Here is an 18,188-nt window from a genome sequence, read left to right as displayed (position 1 = left end):
TGGGCCACCCCGGCCGAACTGCTCGCGGCATACGGCCCGTTCGACGGGCCCCGCCCCGTGGCCGGCACGAAGCTGATGCCGCTGTCGCCCGCCGAGGCGCTGCGCACCGGCCGGTGCGACCGGACGCCCGTGCTCGTCTGCGTCGACCACGACGGGGAGTGCGGCAGCGTCCTGGGCCGGGAACCGGCGCCGGGCGGCGCGCCGATGAAACCGCGGGCGTACGGGCCCGCCGTCCGGGAGGCGTCCGGCGACCGGGCCGACGGCGAACTGCGCCGCTGCCCGCTGCCCGCTGCCCGCTGCCCGTTCCCCGGCTTCCCCTCGGACCCTGTCGCCCACCGCCCGGGGGCGAGCGGACTTCGTACGGGACCACCCGTACCGGTTCGGGACGCACCCCGCACCCGGCACCCGCACGGCTCAGCCCGCCCAGCGCCCGGACAGGAAGGTGACCGCGACGACCGTCGAGAGGGGCGCCATCACCGCGAGACAGGCGGTCGTCACGCGTGGCCTGCGCAGGCTCCAGACCGCCAGCCCGGTCCACAACGGCCACCACAGCAGGGTCGCGCGGGGCAGCGAGGTGTACCAGTACGAGGTGCCCAGCGCCCACAGACTGAGCGCGATGTACGCCGCCTCCGCCCAGCGCCGCCGCCGCAGCAGCACCCCGCACAGCACCAGCCCGACGGCCATGGTGAGCAGTTCGGCCTGGCACATCAGGGCGTACCCGGTGGACTGGGAGTGCCCGAAGGCGGCGTGCCAGGTGTTCCGCCACGCTTCCCAGGGGGTGTGGAAGTCGCGGTACCAGCCGCGTTCCTCGGCGTGCTTCCAGGCCATCCAGTCGCCCGTGTACGCGTGCAGGTACCAGCTCTGCAGCAGGGGCGGCAGGGCGGGCAGCGCCAGCCAGGGCAGCCGCCGCCAGTGACCGGGGGAGCGGAGGGCGCGGGCGGTCACCAGGAAGTGGACCGCCAGGGCCGCGGCGAGGAAGAGCCCGCTGACCCGGACCGTGGTGGCCAGGCAGACGAGGACGGCCGCCCGCGCCCATTCCTGGCGCTGGGCGGCCAGCCAGGCGGGCAGCGCGAAGGCGAGGAAGAGCGCCTCGGTGTACCCGGCGGCGAGGAAGACCGCGCACGGCGACAGCAGGAAGAACAGCGCCGCCCGCGGCCCCGCCCCGCCCCGCGAGGACTGCGGCGGGTACGACCGGGCGATCCGGCCCAGGGCGAGCACGGCGACCCCGCCGGCGACGAACGAGATCAGCGCACCGGCGGCGGGCCAGCTCGGCACGACGGTGTGCACCGCCCGCAGCAGGAACGGGAAGCCGGGGAAGAACGCCTCCCGGTTGTCCCAGCCCGCGCTCCACGGCCCCTGCCCGTCCGGGAAGTAGCCGGACTGGGCTATGCGCAGGTAGTGCCACCAGTCCCAGTGCTGCCACGACGAGAAGAACGAACCGGCGTACCGGCTCTTCCCGTCGGCGGCGAACAGCCACCGGGTGCAGTACGCGGTGGTCCACACCCCCACCCGGGTCAGCAGGTACAGCCACAGCACCTCACGGTCCGCCGGGCCGAGCCACGGCGCACGCCCCGCCTCCACCGCTGCCGCCGCCTGGGGAGGGTGACGCTCACGCCGCCGGGGCGGGACCAGAAGACTCACGGCACATCTCCTGCGCTCGGGGGCGGCGGGTTCACGACGGCGGCAGCGTGGCGCTGCGGGTCGGACTGGCCGGAGCCCCCGGGCCGCTCGGCGCGTTCGGCGAGGTCTCGCCGGAGGAGGGCACCTGCGTGGGCGGGGTGGTCCGCGGCGTGCTGGTCTGCGGCGTGGTGGGCGAGGACGTCGCCGGTTCGGGTTTGGTGGGCGACGGGGACGGCGAGGGCCGGGGCGAGGGGGTGACGGCCGGCACGGTGGTGCCCGGACTCCCCGGCAGGAGCGAGACCACGGCCGCACCCGTACCGGAGAGAACCAGGCAGGCCCCGACGGCCAGCCCCACCATCCGGTGCCGCCGGGCCCGTTCACCGCGCGCGGTGATGTACGAGGGCGGCGCCGAGCGGGCACGGGACTGCCCGGCCGCGGCGGCCTCCTTGAACAGGGACCTCAGCGGGTCGTGGGGATCAGACACAGGGCCCCTCCTCGGTACGCGGATCGTGCAGACGGTGCGAGAGCGAGGCCCGGCCCCGGGCCAGATGCGTCTTGACGGTGCTGGCCGCCAGGCCGGTCTCGGCGGCGACCTGCTCGACGGTCAGATCGCAGACGTAGTGCAGCGCCAGCGTCCTGCGCTGCTTGGGCGGCAGCCCCCGCAACGCCTCCACCAGCGCCACCGACTCCGGTCCGGGCGGTTCCGCGTGCGGTGGGGCACCCCTGCGCAACCAGGCGTCGGCCGCCCGCCGCCGCCCCCGCCACCGGCTCACCGCCAGCCGCCAGGCGACCGTACGGATCCACGCCTCGGGCTGTCCGTCACGATCGAGCTGGCGCCGCCTGCTCCACCCCTTGACGAAGGCCTCCTGCACCACGTCCTGCGCCTCGTGCTGGTCGCCGAGCATCACGAACAGCTGCCCGGTCAGCCGGGCAGCCGTCTGCGCGTAGAACTCTTCGAACTCCTCGACGGTCAACAAAAAACTCCTGGCTCTCCCGGATCTCACACCACATACGCCCGGCCCCCACCATCCGGACGACATGAAACCCGAGGAGGCCAGGTGACGGTGATCACACCACCCGGGAGCGGAGGCTCACCGGAACCCCTCGTAAGGGGCCGCCCCGCCGTCATCCGTTCCACCGCTGTGGCCGATCCGGCGCAGCACCTCGTCGCCCTGCGGAACACCCACGTCGCTCAGGACCCGCGCCATGTTGGCGCCGACGAAGCTCCGGTCCTCCGGGGTCAGGGATTTGAGCGCTGCCGCGAGGGAGTGCTCCCAGTCGTTGCGGTCGGCGAGGAGGTCGCGGTGGGTCACCGTCCAGTCGAGCACGTCCTTCGCCTCTTCCGGCCGGTGCAGCAGCCAGAGGGCTGCCAGGCCGACCGGACCGCCAGCGACGACCTCACGGTAGAAGCGGTACGCCTCGCGGTGGTCCTCGCCGAAGCCCGTCGGGAGAGCGGGCCCCGAGCCGACACCTGAGGCGGGCAGCAGCGCGGCCGGCGGGTCCAGGAACCAGTAGGCGAGCCCGGATCCGTCGATCACCCGGAGGCGACCGGGCGGTTCCACCTCCGTCGTCCCCGGGTGGGGCGGCGGCTTCCGCAACGGATCGGGGACGCCGGGCAGGCCGGCGTGCTCGTCGATGTGGCGGACGACCAGTTGCCGGGCCTGCTCCTCGGTGAGCTGGCTCCGCGCCGCGACGACAGGATTGCTGATCTTCCAGGCGACGCCGTAGCGGGCCGGGGGCTTCGGCGGCCGACGCGGGATGTCGACCGAGATCCGGCGCTCCGTGAGCGAGACCCACACGACGTCGAAGAACTCGCCGTCGCGCACCATGCGCCGGGTGGGCCGGCGATAGCCCCAGAAGTCGCCCTCCTGGGACGGCACCATCGCGTCGTCGCCGCTGTGCGCGAGGAAGACCAGAGCACGGGTCTCCGGAGCTCCGAACCGGAGCCGGAACAACTGCCAGGTCGCCGAGGTGTCCAGGGGCGAGATGAGCGGGCCGGTCATGATGCGTTCCTTTCATCCGGGGATGCGGTACGAGCGCGATGGCGGCGCAGGACGAAGCGCAGGACGCCGCGGTGGTTCTGGGCCACTGCGGCAAGCGTGGCGAGGAGGTGCGGAAAGCCGGTCCGCTGGCACAGGTCCGGGTCGCCCTCGAGCAGCGACAGCCCCGTCGCCATCGCTTCGTGGGTGGCGGGATCGTCCAGCGCGGTGACCACCAGACGGGAGGCCCGCTCGGGGTGGGACGCAAGCAGGTCGGCGAGACGCACGCGCCGCACGCCCGGGGCATTGGGCGGGGGAAACGATGTCCGGCTCATCGAGCCGACGGCATGGACGGCCAGGTCATGCCGCGGGGAACCCGGGCCGGCCGCCTGCCACTCCCGGAGCAGAGCGATCACGGCGGGGTGATTGGTGTCCTCGGAGAGGAGAGCGCTCAGTGCGAAGGACACCGCGGTACGCAGTGAACCCTCCGGCGTCTCCTGCCTTTCGAGCACGGTGTCCAGGAGCCGCAGGGCCGTGGCGGGGTGGGCCAGACCGTAGCTGCCCCCGCAGGACTCGGCCACAGTGCAGCGGAGTGTGACGGGGGCGCGCCTGCTCCAGTCGTACATCTGTCCGCGCACAGCGGAGGTGAGAGCGGGGCGCTGCGCCATCTCCCCGAGCGCGTGGGCCACCAGGCGGCGACGCCAGCGCTTGTCCGACGTGGCGAAGGGGAGCAGCTGGCGCAGGGTGTCAGGGCCGGTCGCGTGAGCCAGCGCCTTGCCGATGGCCCGGCCCGCCGCCAGTTCGGCACCGGGATGGTGGGGTCCTTCGTCGAGGCTCCTCCACAGCAGCTCAGCCATGCCCTCGTAGTCCAGCCACAACGACCGGAGCAGGGCGTCCGAGCGATGTCGGCCGGCGAAGTCGACCGGCTGGACCGGGTAGCGCCGCCCCGCTCCGTAGCGGAGCGGCAGTAGTCGCGCGCCGACGGCCGCCAACCGGTCCTCGAAGGACGGCCCGAGCACATCGGGCCGAGCCGAGGGTTCCCCGGCCGGCCCACGGGCGCCGACGTTTCCCGGCCCCGTGGCGTTGGCCAGTGCCGGGGAGCCGCGACCGTCGATGTGGGGACGCAGGACGGTGCTGAACCGCTCGACGACCGTGCGGTCCTGCCCGGGTAGCAGCGCGATCGCCGCCATGAGCGCGATGCGATCGGACCGGTCGCGGGCCTCCGCGAGTGCCTTGCGCGCCGCCTCGGGGCTGCCGGTCCGCAAGTCGTCGAGTACGGACGCGGCGGACTTCCCGGCCACGACGAGTTCGCGCAGGCCCTCTGCCACAGCCACCGCGTCCCCCGGCAGCGGGTGGGCGTCCAGATGACCGGCGAAGTCCGGCGCGGCGAGATACCGCAGCGCGGCTGCCTCCTGCCCGACGGTGAGGTCACCCGCCTCGGCCATGGCCCGCAGGTGCCTGGTGGCCGTCTCGGCGGGCGGCGGCGGAGCATGCGTGACCTGCCAGGGGTGCGTGTCGCCGGGCAGCGCGGTCTCCGTGCGCACAGTGACGACCAGGTGGGCGCGGAGATCCCGCAACTGTCCGGCCAGTTGGGTGAGGGCGACCTCGCCGAGCGCGTCGGCGGCCACCGGTGACAGCCCTTGCAGCAGGTAGCCGCGGCGCTCCTTGGGGTGCCACCGCGACAGGTCGTCGGGCGAGTCCAGGCCGGTGATCCCGCCGGTTCCGTGCCGCTCCGCCAGCAGGGCGAACGCGGCCGTCCCCGCCCCGGTTCCGCTGCCGGCCCGCAGGAGCAGGAGGTGGCTGTCCAGCGTCTTGCGGCAGGATGCGTGGCTGGGCGGTTCGACGAACACACGCAGCCGGTCGCGGACATCGCTGCCGGGGTAGGGCCCTTCCCTCAGCCGGGGCTTGACGATGCGGTCGCTGACGTCGTCGTCGGGAGGGACGCCGATGAACAGGTTGCCCTCGAACCCGCCCATGAACGCCACACCCTGACCCACGTGCTGCCGGTTGTCGCGGTAGGAGCTCTCCTGGCCGGGGCTGTCTGCCGGGAGCTCGCCTCCAGATCCGGGCGAGCCGTCCGTACCGGAGTTCACCGCGGGCCCCCGGTGTCACCGATCCGCTTGTCGCCCGACACATTGTCGCCGCCGCCCCAGTGCTGGTTGGTGCCGTGGTACGTGGAGGCCCCGCCGTTGTACGTGAGATCCCGTCCGACGTTCCCCATGACGGCGACGCCTTCGCCCACATGCTGTGTGTTGCCGTGGTACTGCGCACCCGGTGTCGCCGCCGGGCCCTGTTCCCGCCCGTCGGCCGGGGTGGGCGGGGCCACGGGCTCCTCACGTGGCAGCACCCCGGCCTGTACGAGGTTTCCTGAAGGTGAGGGGACATACAGCCAGGCCCGTTGAACGAAAGGCTTCCCCTCCACGGTGGCCGGGACTTCCACGCAGCGGTCAGGGTGCAGCCGGGTGTACGCGCCGAGCACGACGTCCTCGTAGACACGCTGGGAGATGACTGCCGCCAGATGCGTGACCTCCTCGCTCGCCGCGGCCAGGATGGCCTTGACCGGGCGCGAGTCGAGCAGCCGATGGGTGTCGTTGCGAGCGGTCGCGTTGCCGTCGCCGGGGCCGTCCGTGTCCAGCACGGGCCCCACGTGCACGCTGGCCCGGAGCCGGATGCGCGGGCCCACGGACTGCCTGTTGTACGCGCCGAGGGTGTCGTCCAGTACCCCCAGGAACGGCCAGAGCACGAAGGGCAGCAGCGCTGGGTCGAAGCCGAACACCACACCGTCCCCGGTGTTGGCCGGAAAGCGCTTGGCGGCGCGCAGTTCGTGGAGGTCAGCCCGGTCCAGCGCACGGTCGACGAGTTCGGGGATCAGCTGGCTGACCGGTCCGTGCTGCACGGCGGGAAGCCCGGTGAAGTCCTTCGCGTCGACGGCGAACAAGGCGCGGTATGGCGGCAGTGGGCGGCTCTCGGCGTACGGGGTCGGAACGGGAGCGGACATGGCTGATCTCCTCGCGAACGGATTTTGACGAGCGATGACGTAGCCGGTGGTCGGCTGCGTCGAGGTTCCGTCGGTTCCGTTCGTCGGACTGCACAGCACAGGGCAGTTCGCGGGTGTCCCACGTCACAGCGTGGGCGCATTCACCGGGGGGCGGGCGTAGGGAGGAGCGGACGGGCGGCGGCTCCCGGTCCGGTCGTCGCCCAGTCACGCAGGACCTGCATGTTTTTGACGACGATCGTCCTCCGGGCTGTCTCTACCGCCCCGGACGCGCGCAGCAGTTGCAGCCCGCTGATGACCGCGTTGCGGGTCACTCCCGTCGCTTGTGCGATCTCCTCCTGGCTCAGACCGGTCAGCCGTACGACCTCCGGCCTGTCGCCGGGAGCGGTGAGTTCGACCAGTCTCAGCAGCGCTCGGGCCAGCCGGGTAACCAGCGGAAGCGTCAGGAGTTCGGTGCGGTGGGCGTCGGATTCCTGCAGCCGGGAAAGAGCCTGCCGCATCAAGTCCATGACGAGCCCCCGCTGTTCGATGAACCGGCGGAACCGCTCCGCTTCCAGCACGACTGCCGTGCAGGAGGTCAACGCGACGACCTCCGCGGTGCGCAGGGTGCCGTGGAAGACGGACACCTCGCCCAGCAGATCGCCCGGACCGCGGAAGGCCAGCCAGGTCACGGCCCCGCCCGGCTCCCGGCACACGACCTTGGCGAGCCCCTCGGTGAGCGCGAGCAAATGCGTTCCCGCGGAGCCCTGCCGCAGCATCACGCTGCGTTCGGGGAAGGTGCGGGGCACTCCTTGACCTCGTAGTTCGTGCCATGTCTCGTCCGAAAGCACCCGTCGCCTTCCCCTGCATCCAGTACGTGGCCCCGCCCTGCCCCGTACGCGACTCGTCGAGTCCTGCTCGCCACGAGTTGTACGCCGCCTCGTCGGCGTTTGGCCACGCACCGACCGGCCTTGTTCTCATAACGAGCGGTGTCCGCCCACGGGTACACGGGGCCGAACGCGTCCTGCTGGTCCGGAGCCGGATCCTCCGTGCGCGGCCCGTAGTTGGTGCCCTTCCTCTTCGCCACCCGGGAGACCGCGCCGGTCGCCGCGATGGTGGCTCTTCCCGATCGCCGGCTGTGAGGTCAGACGGAATGGAGGAGGCGGGGCCGGTGACGGGGCGGTTGACGGAATCCCCATTCCCCGCCATGTTCAGCCACCCCTTCGCCACCGATCACATTCAAGCCCTTTTTCAATCGGAATAATTTGTTCCGGTTGTTTGGCGGTTCGGCTATTTATTCATATCAGCCCACCGCAAGAGTGCCCTTTTGGGGGACGGCGGCGGCTCACTCCGTGAGCCTATGATCATCGACGTTCCAGGGAGCCGTGAAATTCCATCGACCCTGATGTCTGGGTCGCCAGGGGGCGGGAAACGGCGAGCGGAACACATGGGAAGAACGAGATAGCTGCAGGCCAGAGCGGAAAAGGGGAAAATATGAGCGCGTTTCAGAACGGTGTAACGGCATCCTCGCTCAGTGGTGTGTGCTGGGTGAAGAGCTCTGCCAGCAACCCGGCCGGGGGCGACTGCGTACGCTTCGCGGAGCTTCCGAACGGTGAGGTGGCAATGAGCAACTCGCGTTTCCCGGACGGTCCGGCACTGGTGTTCACCCGCTCGGAGATCGCGGCCCTTCTGATCGGTGCCCGCCAGGGTGAATTCGACAATATGGCCGTCTGAGCCGGGAAGCCCCTGGCCGCGGTCGGTTGTATGACATCCTCGCCTTGAGGAGCTTGTGAGCAAGCTGGTGATCAAGGGGGGAAAGTTGGGCGGTCAGCAACTTTTCGCGGTATCGGACGACGGCAAGCCGTCTGGATCGTCAGCTGGTGCAGGTCGGGTACTCGGGGCTCGCCTGCGCCAGCTGCGCGAGGAGAACAATCTCCGTCTCTCCGACGTGGTGCGGGCCGGAGTTGTCGGTTCGGTCGCGACGCTGAGCCGTATCGAGAACGCGCTCACTCCCCAACGCGAAGAGAAGGTGCTCGCGTTGGCGCGGCACTACGGCGTCAGCGACACCGAGTCCCTGGAGATCATGTGTGAACTCGCCAGGAAGTCGCGGGTCGATGGCTGGTGGTCCGCCTTTCACGATGCGGTGCCCGGCTGGATGGAGCGGCTGGTCAGTGTGGAGGCTCTGGCCAAGTCCGTTCGTACGTACCAGATGCAGTACATTCCGGGGCTGGTGCAGACGGCTCCGTACACTCGCGCCCTGATGCAGGCCCACCAGGACCCGGTGATGAACACGGCCCAGGTCCAGCGCAGCATCGAGCAACGGGTCGAGGTCCGCCGCATTCGGCAGAGCACCCTTCAGAGCCCGTCGCCGCCGCAGTATTACGCGGTTATGGACGAGAGCGTCCTCATGCGGCGGGTGGGCGGTGCGGCCGTCATGCGTGAACAGCTGCGCCACCTGTACAACCTGGAGGAGAACCGGGAGAACGTGCACCTGCGCGTCATCCCTGTCAGCCGGGGGGCCGAAGCCCTCCCGCCCGCCGGTTCCATAACGTACCTCTCCTTCCCGGCCGGCCGGGAAGCGGACATGCTGTACCTGGAGGTGCCCGACGGCGGCACCTACGTGACGAATCCCGGTGACATGTCCCGCTACAAGATCGCGCTGACGCGTCTTTGGGACTTGGCGGCGGGCCGTGCCGATTCCATGGCGCTCCTGGAGAAGCACATCAAGGAGCTGCAGGAATGACGGCCCGGACGGCCCGGCCGCACTCCGGATGAGCCCGGCGGCTCAGGGCACGCGGCCCACACCTCCGTACTCGATCCATTCGTTCTCCGCCTGAAGCGGCACGAGGCCGCTGCCGGGGCGCCAGCGGGACACGTCTCCGAGGTCCCCGATGATTTCCAGCCCGTCGAAGAATCGTTCAACCTGTTCGATCGACCGGACCCTCCCCCATTTCCCGTCGGTGACCCGCCGCATCAGCGCCGTCACTTCTTCCCGTAGCCGCGGATCGTCGCTCGCCAGGTGACAGAGGACGAGATAGCTGCCGGAGGGAAGCCTGTCGATCACGTTCCGGACGAGTCCCCACGGGTCTTCCTCATTGCGGAGGCAGTGCAGGACCGAGACGAAGAGGGCCGCAGCTGGGCGGTCGGGCCGGTACAGTTTCAGTTTTTTCGCACGGTCGAAAATTTGATCCGTACACAGCATGTTGGCATTGATGACGGCGGTGTACTTGTTCTCCTCCAGCATCATGCGGCCGTGCGCCAGGACTATGGGGTCGTTGTCCACGTACATCACACGTGCGTTCCGGCTTACGCGCTGAGCGACCTGATGGACATTGTTCTGCGTCGGTAAACCAGACCCATGGTCGATGTACTGGTCGACCTCTCCGGTGTCGGCGATGTACTTCACCGCTCTTTCGAGGAATCGCCGGTTGGTCAGTGCGATCTGCTGAGTGCTCGGAGCGATGCGCAGCAGCTCCTCGCAGGCCGCCCAGTCGGATTCATAGTTGTCGGTGCCGCCCAGCAGATAGTCGTACATTCGTGCGACGCTGGCCTTGGTGACGTCCACATGAAACCCCCGCTGTCATATGCCAGCACGATATCCCATCGTCATGGAACGCCGCATGACACGTGTGGCGTTTGCAGGCGTTCCATGCTAGGGAGTAATCGCCTGCCCAAACCAGCGGAACAGTGGGCCAGAACCCGAAAGTGAATTTATTCCGGACACCCTGGAATCCCATGACGCAACCACAGAGACGGCTCCTGCGTCTTCCCTGAAATGGCCGACGCCCCGGAGCGCAGGAGCTACGGGGCGTTGACCTGTGAAATGACGGAGGAGTACCGCACCGGCCCGCCGGTCCGCGCGGCGCCCTCGGGGCACTGCCCGGGGCATGAGGTCAGGCGGGGCGACGAGGGGACGGCTGCGGGCTCATGAAGCGCGGCTCAATCCCGCCCCTCGCTGTCCCGCTTGTCGGGTTCCGACTTCACAGACAGGGCCAAGACGCTGTATTGGGCGAGGAGGTTGTGCTGGACGTCGTCCCACAGTGGACGGAACTGTTCCGGGCGCCCGCCGAGGAGGCGGACGAGCAGCGCCGTGTCGTCCCAGTCGGTCATGGAACCGCCGCTGAGGACAGTCTCCAGGCGCCGTGCCTTCCGGGCATCGAGTGGCGTGACGAGTGGGGTGCCGAGCCTGATGTCGTGCGGCACGTCGAGCGGGGCGTCGTCAGGCCAGGGACGCCCGAGGCCGGTGAGGGGCGGACGCCCTGCGGAAAGATGCAGGCCGCGCAGTGCGGCGTGGAACCGCGCCAGGGCAGTGGCGCCGTCGCGCGAGGTGCTGGGGGTCCGGCCCTTCGCCCACACCCACAGGGTGCGGAAGTCTTCGGGCTGGCCGCCGAGGACGGTGACGAGGGTGAAGACCGCCGGCCACTCGGGAAGCCGCTCTCCGCTCAGCAACCGGGCGAAGGTGGTGGCCGGCACCCCTGCCTGGTCGGCCACCGCACCCACGGTGCGGCCGCTCGCGTGCAGCACGTAGCTCACGGCGGCGCCCAGCTGCTGCCGACTGGAACGGAGCGGGGCGACATCCTCCTGGGCCCCCGAAGCTCCCGGCGGCTCGGCGACCGCATCGTCGCCGCCCGGGGCAGACGGCGACGATGCGCCGGGAACGGTGGCCTCCCGCCACCTTCTGCGCGCCGCGTCGAGACTGACCCGCATCGCCCGTGTGATCGAGTCCCAGGATGGTCCGTCGCGCCGCGCGTCGAGCAGGGCGTGCTTGTCCCGTAAACGCTGGGCTTGCCTTCTGCACGAGGGCTGGCAGTAGGTCTGAGGCCGGCCGGGTCCGAGCCGCCGCCGGAATTGCTTCAGGCATTCCTCATAACCGCACAGGACGTCCACGTATCCGTTCTCCCGGGAACGTGCCTCGGGCTGAGTCACGTCACTCTCCATTTCGTCCAGGTGTGGCCGGGAGAGAAACTCCTCGGCCCGATCAGGCGAAAGCCGGGGGGACCTGTCAGCAGATCGACCCCGGCTCAGGTGTCAGCGGCGGCAGTACCGCTGGTAGACCAGGACGGTCCGGTCGGCGGCGCAGGCAGCCGCCAGCGCCCAGAGGGTGCCCGGCTGAACCGCCCTCTCCTCCAGCGAGACGACCGCGAACAGGGGAATCAGGGCCAGTGAGGCCCACTTCACCCGGACGGAGAAAAGGCTGATCCTCGTGTTTCGAGGTTGCGGGAAAGCCGGGAGGGTAACCTCGGCCAGGTGGGGCTGCACGGCGATGTGCAGCCGCCGGATAAGGTGTTGCATTTGTTTTCTCCTACGCTGGAGATACTGACGAATCGGCAACGCTGCGCGGGGGGTTCTGAATGGCCTCAGGCCCCCCGCATTCGCGACACAGGAAAGCTACCCCGCGTCCGGTGAGTGCGTGGATCGGGAACGCAATGAAAACGAGCGGTGAAAACTGAGAGCGATCGACTCGCGAGCGTTGGCGTCGTACTTCAGCGGAACCGTGATTCACGCTTCCCTGTGTCTGATCATTTGAATGTCGAAAATGATCAGATCCCGAAATTGAGTACCCGCGAAATGTGACTCGACTCACACGGCTCTTGATCCTTGGGGGTCGGCTATGCCCGCATATGGGAACCGGCGTGCGTTGCCGCTGTAACCGGAATCTCCGGGGACCGGTCTCCACAGCCCTTAGCTGTCCTCTCGGCGTACGGGAAAGTCTCGCCGCCGATGACATGTCGGCCTTCTGCGACCTGCTGGTCCTCTGTTGTCTCACCGCGACGTCACCCGGGATCAGTCTCAGGCCGATGCCGTTCCCCCGGCGGAACGATGAGTTTCCCGCGCCGTGCCGGTCTGTACGCGTGAGACCGAATCAGGGAAGGCTGGCACCATGCGGAAACTGATCTACGGCATGAACCTGACGCTGGACGGCTACATCGCCGCGCCCGGCGACGACATCGGCTGGAGCGTGCCCAGCGACGAGCTGTTCCAGTTCTGGTCCGACCAGTTGCAGGCGACCGGCCTGACGCTGTACGGGCGCAAGCTGTGGCAGACGATGAGCTCCTACTGGCCGACCGGCGACCAGCAGCCCAACGCCACTCCGGCGGAGGCCGAGTTCGCGCGCCGCTGGCGGGACATGCCGAAGGTGGTGTTCTCTTCGACGATCGACACGGTCGACTGGAACACCCGCCTGGTCACCGGCGACGCGGTCGCCGAGATCACCCGGCTCAAGGCCGGGGACGGCGGCCCGATGGACATCGGCGGCGCGACGCTCGCCGGGGCGGCCATGCGGGCCGGGCTGATTGACGAGTACGTGCTGGCCACCGCGCCGGTCCTGGTGGGCGGCGGCACGCCGTTCTTCTCCGTGCTGGACAACTGGGTGAACCTCAATCTGGTGGAGACGCGGACGTTCCCCGACGGCGTGGTGCTGACCAGGTACGAGACGAGGCGCTGAGCAGCTTCCCGCTGTCACCCGGCTGAATATGGGTGTGTCCTCTCACCGGCGTGGCCCTGGAAGGCCGTGCTGATGCCGCCAGCCGGGCCGTGGCGGTGCCTGGCGACGATCAGACCGGGCCTCTCCCGCGCGGGGCAAATCGCGTCGTAGGCGCCCTCCCGGGGCGGAAGGACGGCGAGGTCGGCGCTACCGCTCGCCCCAGGGCCATTTCCCGCCGCCCGCCCCGGGCCATCCCCCCCGTCCGTGCCCGGAAATTCCCCGCCGGAACGTGTGGACGGCTCCCCGCGGGCCGGTCCGGGCAGGATCCCGGCGGTCGGTCCGGACGACCCGTCGGCCGCGGTGGCGGGTTCCTCGCCGACGGCGGCCCCGGTCCTTCGCCGACGGCCCGGACGGGGTGATCCCGCCCCGGCGCGCGGCACCTCCTCGTCCCACCACCCGATGTCTTTGGCCGCCTCCCGCACGGCCTCGTGCTCGCGGGCGAGCATGCCGTGGGCCTCGCGGAGCGTGGCGTCGACCTGGCCGAGGGCGTCGTCGTCCGCGTCAGCCGAAGGGGCGGGGAGGGCGGCATCGGTACTCCACAGGCTGTGCACCGTCCGTGACATCGTGGCGGAGGCCCGGCAACTCCGCGTCCGGACACATGAGCTGACGTGCCGCCAGATCGGCAACGCGCTGCGCCCTGCCCCGCTCGGCCTCGGCCCGCCAGTCGTGGACGCAGATCGTCCGTCTGCCGCCAGGCCCGCACGAGTCGGCCGCGCCGGCCGGAGCCGGGGCGTACAGGCCGGAGCCGGGGGCGCACGGGCCGCCTCCCGCAACGGCCTGAGCGGCCCGAGCCGTGCGGCGACCTCCCGCCCGGTCTCGTGGGGGAAAACCCGGTTCCGGGTGCGTCGCGGCGTCCGGCAAGGCGTTCGCGGTATCCCCGTCGCTGATCAGTGCCGCGCTCGTCGTGGTGATCACCGTGGTCACGTAGACGCTGACCGGTGCCGAGCGGGCGCGCCCGGGGAGAGGTGGTGCGCGAAGCCGCCGGGGACGGGAACAGCCCCCGGTCCGAATACTTCGGACCGGGGGCTGGACGGTAGGCCGTGTGGGACTCGAACCCACAACCAACGGATTAAAAGTCCGCTGCTCTGCCAATTGAGCTAACGGCCCTTGGCGGATCACCCCTGAGCATAGCCCGCCGGGGCCCGGTGGCCGATCGGGTATCGGCCACCAAGCCCCGGCAGGGCGAAAATCCGCGGACCTTCAGCAGGTCCCGGGGCTCAGCTGTCAGCCGTTGCGCTTCCAGCGGGGCTTGTCGTCGCGACGGCCGAACGAGCCGCTGCTGGAGCCACGGTGGTCGTCACGACGGCCGGTCGGGCGGTCGCCGCCGCCGGAGCGGTAGCCGCCGGTGGAGGGGCGCTCGTCGCGGCGGTCACGGTTGAACGGGCGGTCGCCGCCGCCGGAGCGGAAGCCGCCGGAGGGGCGGTCGTCGCGGCGGTCGCGGTTGAAGGAGGGGCGGTCGTCGCGGCGCTCGAAGGAACGGCCACCACGGTCGTCCCGGCGGTCGTCACGACGGTAGCCGCCGCGGTCGCCGCCCCGGTTGTCCCGGCGCTCGAAGTTGCCCCGGTCGTCCCGGCGGTCGTCACGGGCAGCGGGCTGCTCCGGTACGGAAGCGGCGGCCTCGATCGCGGCCTCCGCCTCGGCGGCGGCCTCGGCCACCGCGGCCTCGGGGTCCTCGCCCCGCTCGCGCGCGGCGCGGGCCACCAGGCGGTCGGCCTCCTCGCGCAGCTCACCGGCGCGGCGCTGGACGCGCTCCAGCTGACGGGTCAGCTCGGCGGCCTCGCGCTCGGCCTGACGGGCCGCGTTGGCGGCGGAGTCGGCCTGGACCTCGGTCAGCGAACGGGCACCGGTGATCTCGGCGACCTCCGGGTCGAAGGCACCCGCGCCGCCCACGATGTGACGCGAGGCGTCGACGCCCGCGTCCTCCATCAGGCGGAAGATCTGACGGCGCTGGTGCGGCAGCGCCAGCGAGACCACGACACCGGACTTACCGGCGCGGGCGGTACGGCCCGAGCGGTGCAGGTAGTCCTTGTGGTCACCGGCCGGGTCCACGTTCAGCACCAGGTCGATGCCGTCGACGTGGATACCGCGGGCGGCGACGTCGGTCGCGACGAGCGCGTTGACGTAACCGTCCTTGAAGTCGGCGAGCACCCGGGTACGGGCGCCCTGCGTCATGCCGCCGTGCAGCGCGTCCGCCTTGACGCCCGCCTCGACGAGCTGCTCGGCGATGCGGTCGGCGCCCAGCTGGGTGCGGACGAAGATGATGGTGCGGCCCTTGCGGGCGGCGATGGCGGAGGTGACCGGCGCCTTGTCCTTCGGCTTCACGACGAGGACGTGGTGCGTCATGGTCGTGACGTTGCCCTGGGCGCTGTCGACCTCGTGGCTCACCGGGTTGTTCAGGTAGCGCTTGACCAGCGTGCCGATCTCGTTCTCCATCGTGGCGGAGAAGAGCATGCGCTGACCGCCGGCCGGGATCTGGTCGAGCAGCTCGGTGACCTCGGGCAGGAAGCCCAGGTCGGACATCTGGTCGGCCTCGTCGAGGACGGCGACCTGGACGTTCTCCAGGGAGCAGGCGCCCCGGTTGATGATGTCGCGCAGTCGGCCCGGGGTGGCGACGAGGACGTCGACACCGCGCTCCAGCGCGTAGATCTGGTTGCCCATCGACGTACCGCCGCAGACGACCTTCATCTTCAGGCCGAGCACGTCGCCGTACGGCTGGAGCGCGTCCGCGACCTGCATCGCGAGCTCACGGGTCGGGGTGAGGATGACGGCGCGGGGCTTCTTCTTCTCGGTGTGCCCGTCGGCCAGCGCGGCCAGGGTCGGCAGACCGAAGGAGAGCGTCTTGCCGGAGCCGGTACGGCCGCGGCCCAGGATGTCCTTGCCGGCCAGGGCGTCCGGGATGGTCGCGGCCTGGATCGGGAACGGCGCCGTCACGCCGTTCTGCGCGAGCTTGCGGACGATGCCCTCGGGCAGGCCCAGGTCGGCGAAGCCGATGGTCGGCTCGGCCGGAGCGTCCGAGCTGTCATCCGAGTCGTTGTCGCTCTCGGCCTGCTCGACGCGCTCGGTCTGCTCGACGCGCTCGGCGGTGTCGGCGTTCTTGGCTTCTTCGGTGATGACGGTCTGCTCGACCTGCTCGACGTCTTCGACGTTCTCGGGCAGGACGGAACGGTCAGAACTGGAAATTGACATGCGAAATGCGAAACCTTCCGGAGTCTCGGCACGCGCCCGTAACTCCGTGATTCGCAATTTCGACCGCCTCAATGCGGTCCAGCCACGGCAAGGGAGAGTACGCGCCACACGGCGCGCTTCTGTTTCGGCGCCGGGCAATGGGATCAAACGATCTACTACCATACGCACTCCTCCCCACATCGCGCAAACCGGCCGTCCCGTGACCCGCGCTACACCGGCTCCACCTGGGGCGAAGCCGCGGGCGTCCGCAGCGGCGCCGGTCCCCGCTCGTACCTCAGCACCTCGCCGTGGAGCCACGCCGCGGGCGAGACGGACGGCGCCGGCGGGGTTCCCGGCTCCTCCGGCTCGGGGGAGACCGGCGGCTCGGGCACTTCCGGCCCGGACGACTCCGGGGGCTCGGGCTTCTGAGGCTGAGGCGCCCCGCCACCCGCCCCCGCGGGCGCGGGCCCCGGCGCCGGTGCGCCCCGGGGCGGCTCCGTACCGCCACCCGCCCCCGCGCCGGTCCCGCCGCCCGCCCCCGCGCCCCCGGGCGCGGCCGGGGAACCGGCGGACGCGCCCGGCTCCGGAGAGCGCGCGGCCTCCCGCTCCGCATGTGCCTCCGCCCCGCCCACGGCCCGGACCCGCCCGGTGCCCGCCACCGTGCCGCCGTCCGGCCGCGCGGCGCTCCCGCCATGTCCGGGCGACGGTGACGGCGACGGTGAGGGGGAGGGCCTGGCGGAGCCCTCGCCGATGCTCATGCAGCCGGTGGACGCGGCGACCGTCACGGCGACGACGGCCGCCCAGCGTGCGGGTACGGGCAATGGGCGCACGGGAAGCACCTCCGGGGTACGGGGAAGGGACGGGAAGCGGCGCGGAAGCGGGGAAGGGGAGGGGGTGAGGGGATGTAGGGGGAGAGGGGATGAGAGGAGCTGCGCGGAAGGGAGAGAAAGGGGCGCCGTGCCCAACTCCCACCACCCCGCCGGGGACACGCCCCACCCCGCCCCGACCCGCATGGAGGACACCCCGGAAGCGGCCCCTCGCGACCGGCGTTCCCCGACCCGCCCGGAATCGGCGCCGCTCGCGGAGAATGGCCCTGTGCTGGAGATGACGCGAGAAGCCTTCGAAGAGCTGGTGGCCGACGCCCTGGACACGATCCCGCCCGAACTGACGCGGATCATGGACAACGTGGCGGTCTTCGTGGAGGACGAGCCACCGGCGGACGACCCCGAGCTCCTGGGGCTCTATGAAGGGACTCCGCTCACGGAACGGGGCGAGTGGTACGCCGGGGTCCTCCCGGACCGCATCTCGATCTACAAGAACCCGACGCTGCGCATGTGCGAGACACCGGACGAAGTGGTCCACGAGGTCGCAGTGACCGTGGTCCACGAGATCGCCCACCACTTCGGCATCGACGACGAGCGCCTCCACGAACTGGGCTGGGGCTGATCCCGGACCGGCCGGGAGGGCGCGGCGGAGCCGCTGCCGTGACGCCGTCCGCACTGCCTCCGCGACGGCGCCCGCACCGCCTTCCGGGCAACGCCCGCGTCGCCTCCGCGTGCACGCCGTAAACCGTTTTGGCGATAGCCGCCGCCATCCCATATGCTTCTCACGTCCCCGACGCACCGGAAGGTGCGCAGGTGGGCCCTTAGCCCTCATCGTCTAGTGGCCCAGGACGCCGCCCTTTCAAGGCGGTAGCACGGGTTCGAATCCCGTTGGGGGCACGCTTTACCGTGTGCGAGACTTGTCTCGCACACTAGCTTGGTCCTGTGGAGCAGTTTGGAGTGCTCGCCACCCTGTCAAGGTGGAGGCCGCGGGTTCAAATCCCGTCAGGACCGCTGCAGCTCCTGGTGAGCTGCGTGGCTGGGTAGCTCAGTTGGTACGAGCGATCGCCTGAAAAGCGATAGGTCGCCGGTTCGATCCCGGCCCCAGCCACCACCCGAAGGCCCCGTCCGATGGACGGGGCCTT

General features: G+C 70.6%; 16 protein-coding genes and 4 tRNA genes. 7 read left to right on the top strand and 13 right to left on the bottom strand.

Going from position 1 to position 18,188, the window contains the following annotated elements; genetic code table 11:
• Positions 1-414: 414 nt before the first annotated feature.
• The 7 genes from ACFVWY_RS26475 to ACFVWY_RS26445 all read right to left on the bottom strand — a co-directional run bounded on the left by ACFVWY_RS26475 (position 415) and on the right by ACFVWY_RS26445 (position 7,382).
• On the bottom strand, positions 415-1,641 hold the full coding sequence (locus ACFVWY_RS26475) for a mannosyltransferase family protein (RefSeq protein ID WP_389876841.1): 1,227 nt from the start codon (positions 1,639-1,641) through the stop codon (positions 415-417).
• A 31-nt stretch (positions 1,642-1,672) separates the two neighbouring features.
• Entirely contained in the window at positions 1,673-2,104 is a 432-nt protein-coding gene (locus ACFVWY_RS26470; RefSeq protein ID WP_389876840.1) for a hypothetical protein, read from the bottom strand.
• Positions 2,097-2,594 carry a SigE family RNA polymerase sigma factor gene (locus ACFVWY_RS26465; protein WP_389876839.1) on the bottom strand — a complete coding sequence of 166 codons (498 nt, stop codon included), beginning with the start codon at positions 2,592-2,594 and terminating at the stop codon, positions 2,097-2,099. The genes ACFVWY_RS26470 and ACFVWY_RS26465 overlap by 8 nt, the downstream gene beginning before the upstream one ends.
• 117 nt (positions 2,595-2,711) lie before the next feature.
• Positions 2,712-3,623, bottom strand: coding sequence for a hypothetical protein (locus tag ACFVWY_RS26460; RefSeq protein WP_389876837.1), 912 nt, complete (start codon positions 3,621-3,623; stop codon positions 2,712-2,714).
• On the bottom strand, positions 3,620-5,692 hold the full coding sequence (locus ACFVWY_RS26455; protein WP_389876835.1) for a hypothetical protein: 2,073 nt from the start codon (positions 5,690-5,692) through the stop codon (positions 3,620-3,622). Before ACFVWY_RS26455 ends, ACFVWY_RS26460 begins: the two co-directional genes overlap by 4 nt.
• Positions 5,689-6,597, bottom strand: a complete 909-nt coding sequence (locus ACFVWY_RS26450; RefSeq protein ID WP_389876833.1) for a hypothetical protein — start codon at positions 6,595-6,597, stop codon at positions 5,689-5,691. The genes ACFVWY_RS26455 and ACFVWY_RS26450 overlap by 4 nt, the downstream gene beginning before the upstream one ends.
• Positions 6,598-6,737: 140 nt before the next feature.
• Positions 6,738-7,382, bottom strand: a complete 645-nt coding sequence (locus tag ACFVWY_RS26445) for a Crp/Fnr family transcriptional regulator (protein WP_389876831.1) — start codon at positions 7,380-7,382, stop codon at positions 6,738-6,740.
• A gap of 685 nt (positions 7,383-8,067) precedes the next feature.
• Between ACFVWY_RS26445 and ACFVWY_RS26440 the strand changes: the two genes are divergently transcribed.
• Both ACFVWY_RS26440 and ACFVWY_RS26435 read left to right on the top strand, forming a co-directional pair.
• The gene (locus ACFVWY_RS26440) at positions 8,068-8,307 is read left to right on the top strand and encodes a DUF397 domain-containing protein (protein ID WP_389876830.1); all 240 of its coding nucleotides are present in this window, start codon (positions 8,068-8,070) and stop codon (positions 8,305-8,307) included.
• Positions 8,308-8,362: 55 nt separating this feature from the next.
• Positions 8,363-9,316 (top strand): helix-turn-helix domain-containing protein, encoded by a 954-nt coding sequence (locus ACFVWY_RS26435; protein ID WP_389876828.1) that lies wholly within the window; start codon positions 8,363-8,365, stop codon positions 9,314-9,316.
• 42 nt (positions 9,317-9,358) lie between these two features.
• Here the strand turns inward: ACFVWY_RS26435 and ACFVWY_RS26430 are convergent, their stop codons facing one another.
• The 3 genes from ACFVWY_RS26430 to ACFVWY_RS26420 all read right to left on the bottom strand — a co-directional run bounded on the left by ACFVWY_RS26430 (position 9,359) and on the right by ACFVWY_RS26420 (position 11,865).
• A complete protein-coding gene (locus ACFVWY_RS26430) occupies positions 9,359-10,138 on the bottom strand; it encodes an SAM-dependent methyltransferase (protein WP_389876827.1) in 780 nt (259 codons plus the stop codon).
• 374 nt (positions 10,139-10,512) lie between these two features.
• Positions 10,513-11,460 (bottom strand): helix-turn-helix domain-containing protein, encoded by a 948-nt coding sequence (locus ACFVWY_RS26425; protein ID WP_389876825.1) that lies wholly within the window; start codon positions 11,458-11,460, stop codon positions 10,513-10,515.
• A 141-nt stretch (positions 11,461-11,601) separates the two neighbouring features.
• The gene (locus tag ACFVWY_RS26420; protein ID WP_389876823.1) at positions 11,602-11,865 is read right to left on the bottom strand and encodes a hypothetical protein; all 264 of its coding nucleotides are present in this window, start codon (positions 11,863-11,865) and stop codon (positions 11,602-11,604) included.
• Between the two features lie 589 nt (positions 11,866-12,454).
• Here ACFVWY_RS26420 and ACFVWY_RS26415 point away from each other — a divergent pair.
• Positions 12,455-13,018 (top strand): dihydrofolate reductase family protein, encoded by a 564-nt coding sequence (locus tag ACFVWY_RS26415; protein ID WP_389876821.1) that lies wholly within the window; start codon positions 12,455-12,457, stop codon positions 13,016-13,018.
• A gap of 1,073 nt (positions 13,019-14,091) precedes the next feature.
• Here the strand turns inward: ACFVWY_RS26415 and ACFVWY_RS26410 are convergent.
• The 3 genes from ACFVWY_RS26410 to ACFVWY_RS26400 form a co-directional block, all read right to left on the bottom strand.
• Positions 14,092-14,164: transfer RNA gene (locus ACFVWY_RS26410), tRNA-Lys, on the bottom strand.
• 117 nt (positions 14,165-14,281) lie between these two features.
• Positions 14,282-16,243 carry a DEAD/DEAH box helicase gene (locus ACFVWY_RS26405; RefSeq protein ID WP_389876819.1) on the bottom strand — a complete coding sequence of 654 codons (1,962 nt, stop codon included), beginning with the start codon at positions 16,241-16,243 and terminating at the stop codon, positions 14,282-14,284.
• A 209-nt stretch (positions 16,244-16,452) separates the two neighbouring features.
• Positions 16,453-17,052 (bottom strand): hypothetical protein, encoded by a 600-nt coding sequence (locus ACFVWY_RS26400; RefSeq protein ID WP_389876818.1) that lies wholly within the window; start codon positions 17,050-17,052, stop codon positions 16,453-16,455.
• A 265-nt stretch (positions 17,053-17,317) separates the two neighbouring features.
• On the opposite strand from ACFVWY_RS26400, the gene ACFVWY_RS26395 reads away from it, so the two are divergent.
• From ACFVWY_RS26395 to ACFVWY_RS26380, 4 genes are all read left to right on the top strand, one after another.
• Positions 17,318-17,668 (top strand): metallopeptidase family protein, encoded by a 351-nt coding sequence (locus tag ACFVWY_RS26395; protein WP_389876816.1) that lies wholly within the window; start codon positions 17,318-17,320, stop codon positions 17,666-17,668.
• A gap of 202 nt (positions 17,669-17,870) precedes the next feature.
• Positions 17,871-17,943, top strand: a tRNA-Glu gene (locus tag ACFVWY_RS26390).
• Between the two features lie 39 nt (positions 17,944-17,982).
• Positions 17,983-18,057 (top strand) — tRNA-Asp (locus ACFVWY_RS26385).
• Between the two features lie 23 nt (positions 18,058-18,080).
• A tRNA-Phe gene (locus ACFVWY_RS26380) sits at positions 18,081-18,157 on the top strand.
• The last annotated feature ends 31 nt before the right edge of the window (positions 18,158-18,188 follow it).

The organism is Streptomyces sp. NPDC058195, from assembly GCF_042883525.1.
In the GTDB taxonomy this organism is placed as follows: domain Bacteria; phylum Actinomycetota; class Actinomycetes; order Streptomycetales; family Streptomycetaceae; genus Streptomyces.
The sequence above is the reverse complement of the archived record's forward strand: the minus strand, read 5'-3'. Positions and strand labels throughout refer to the sequence as shown.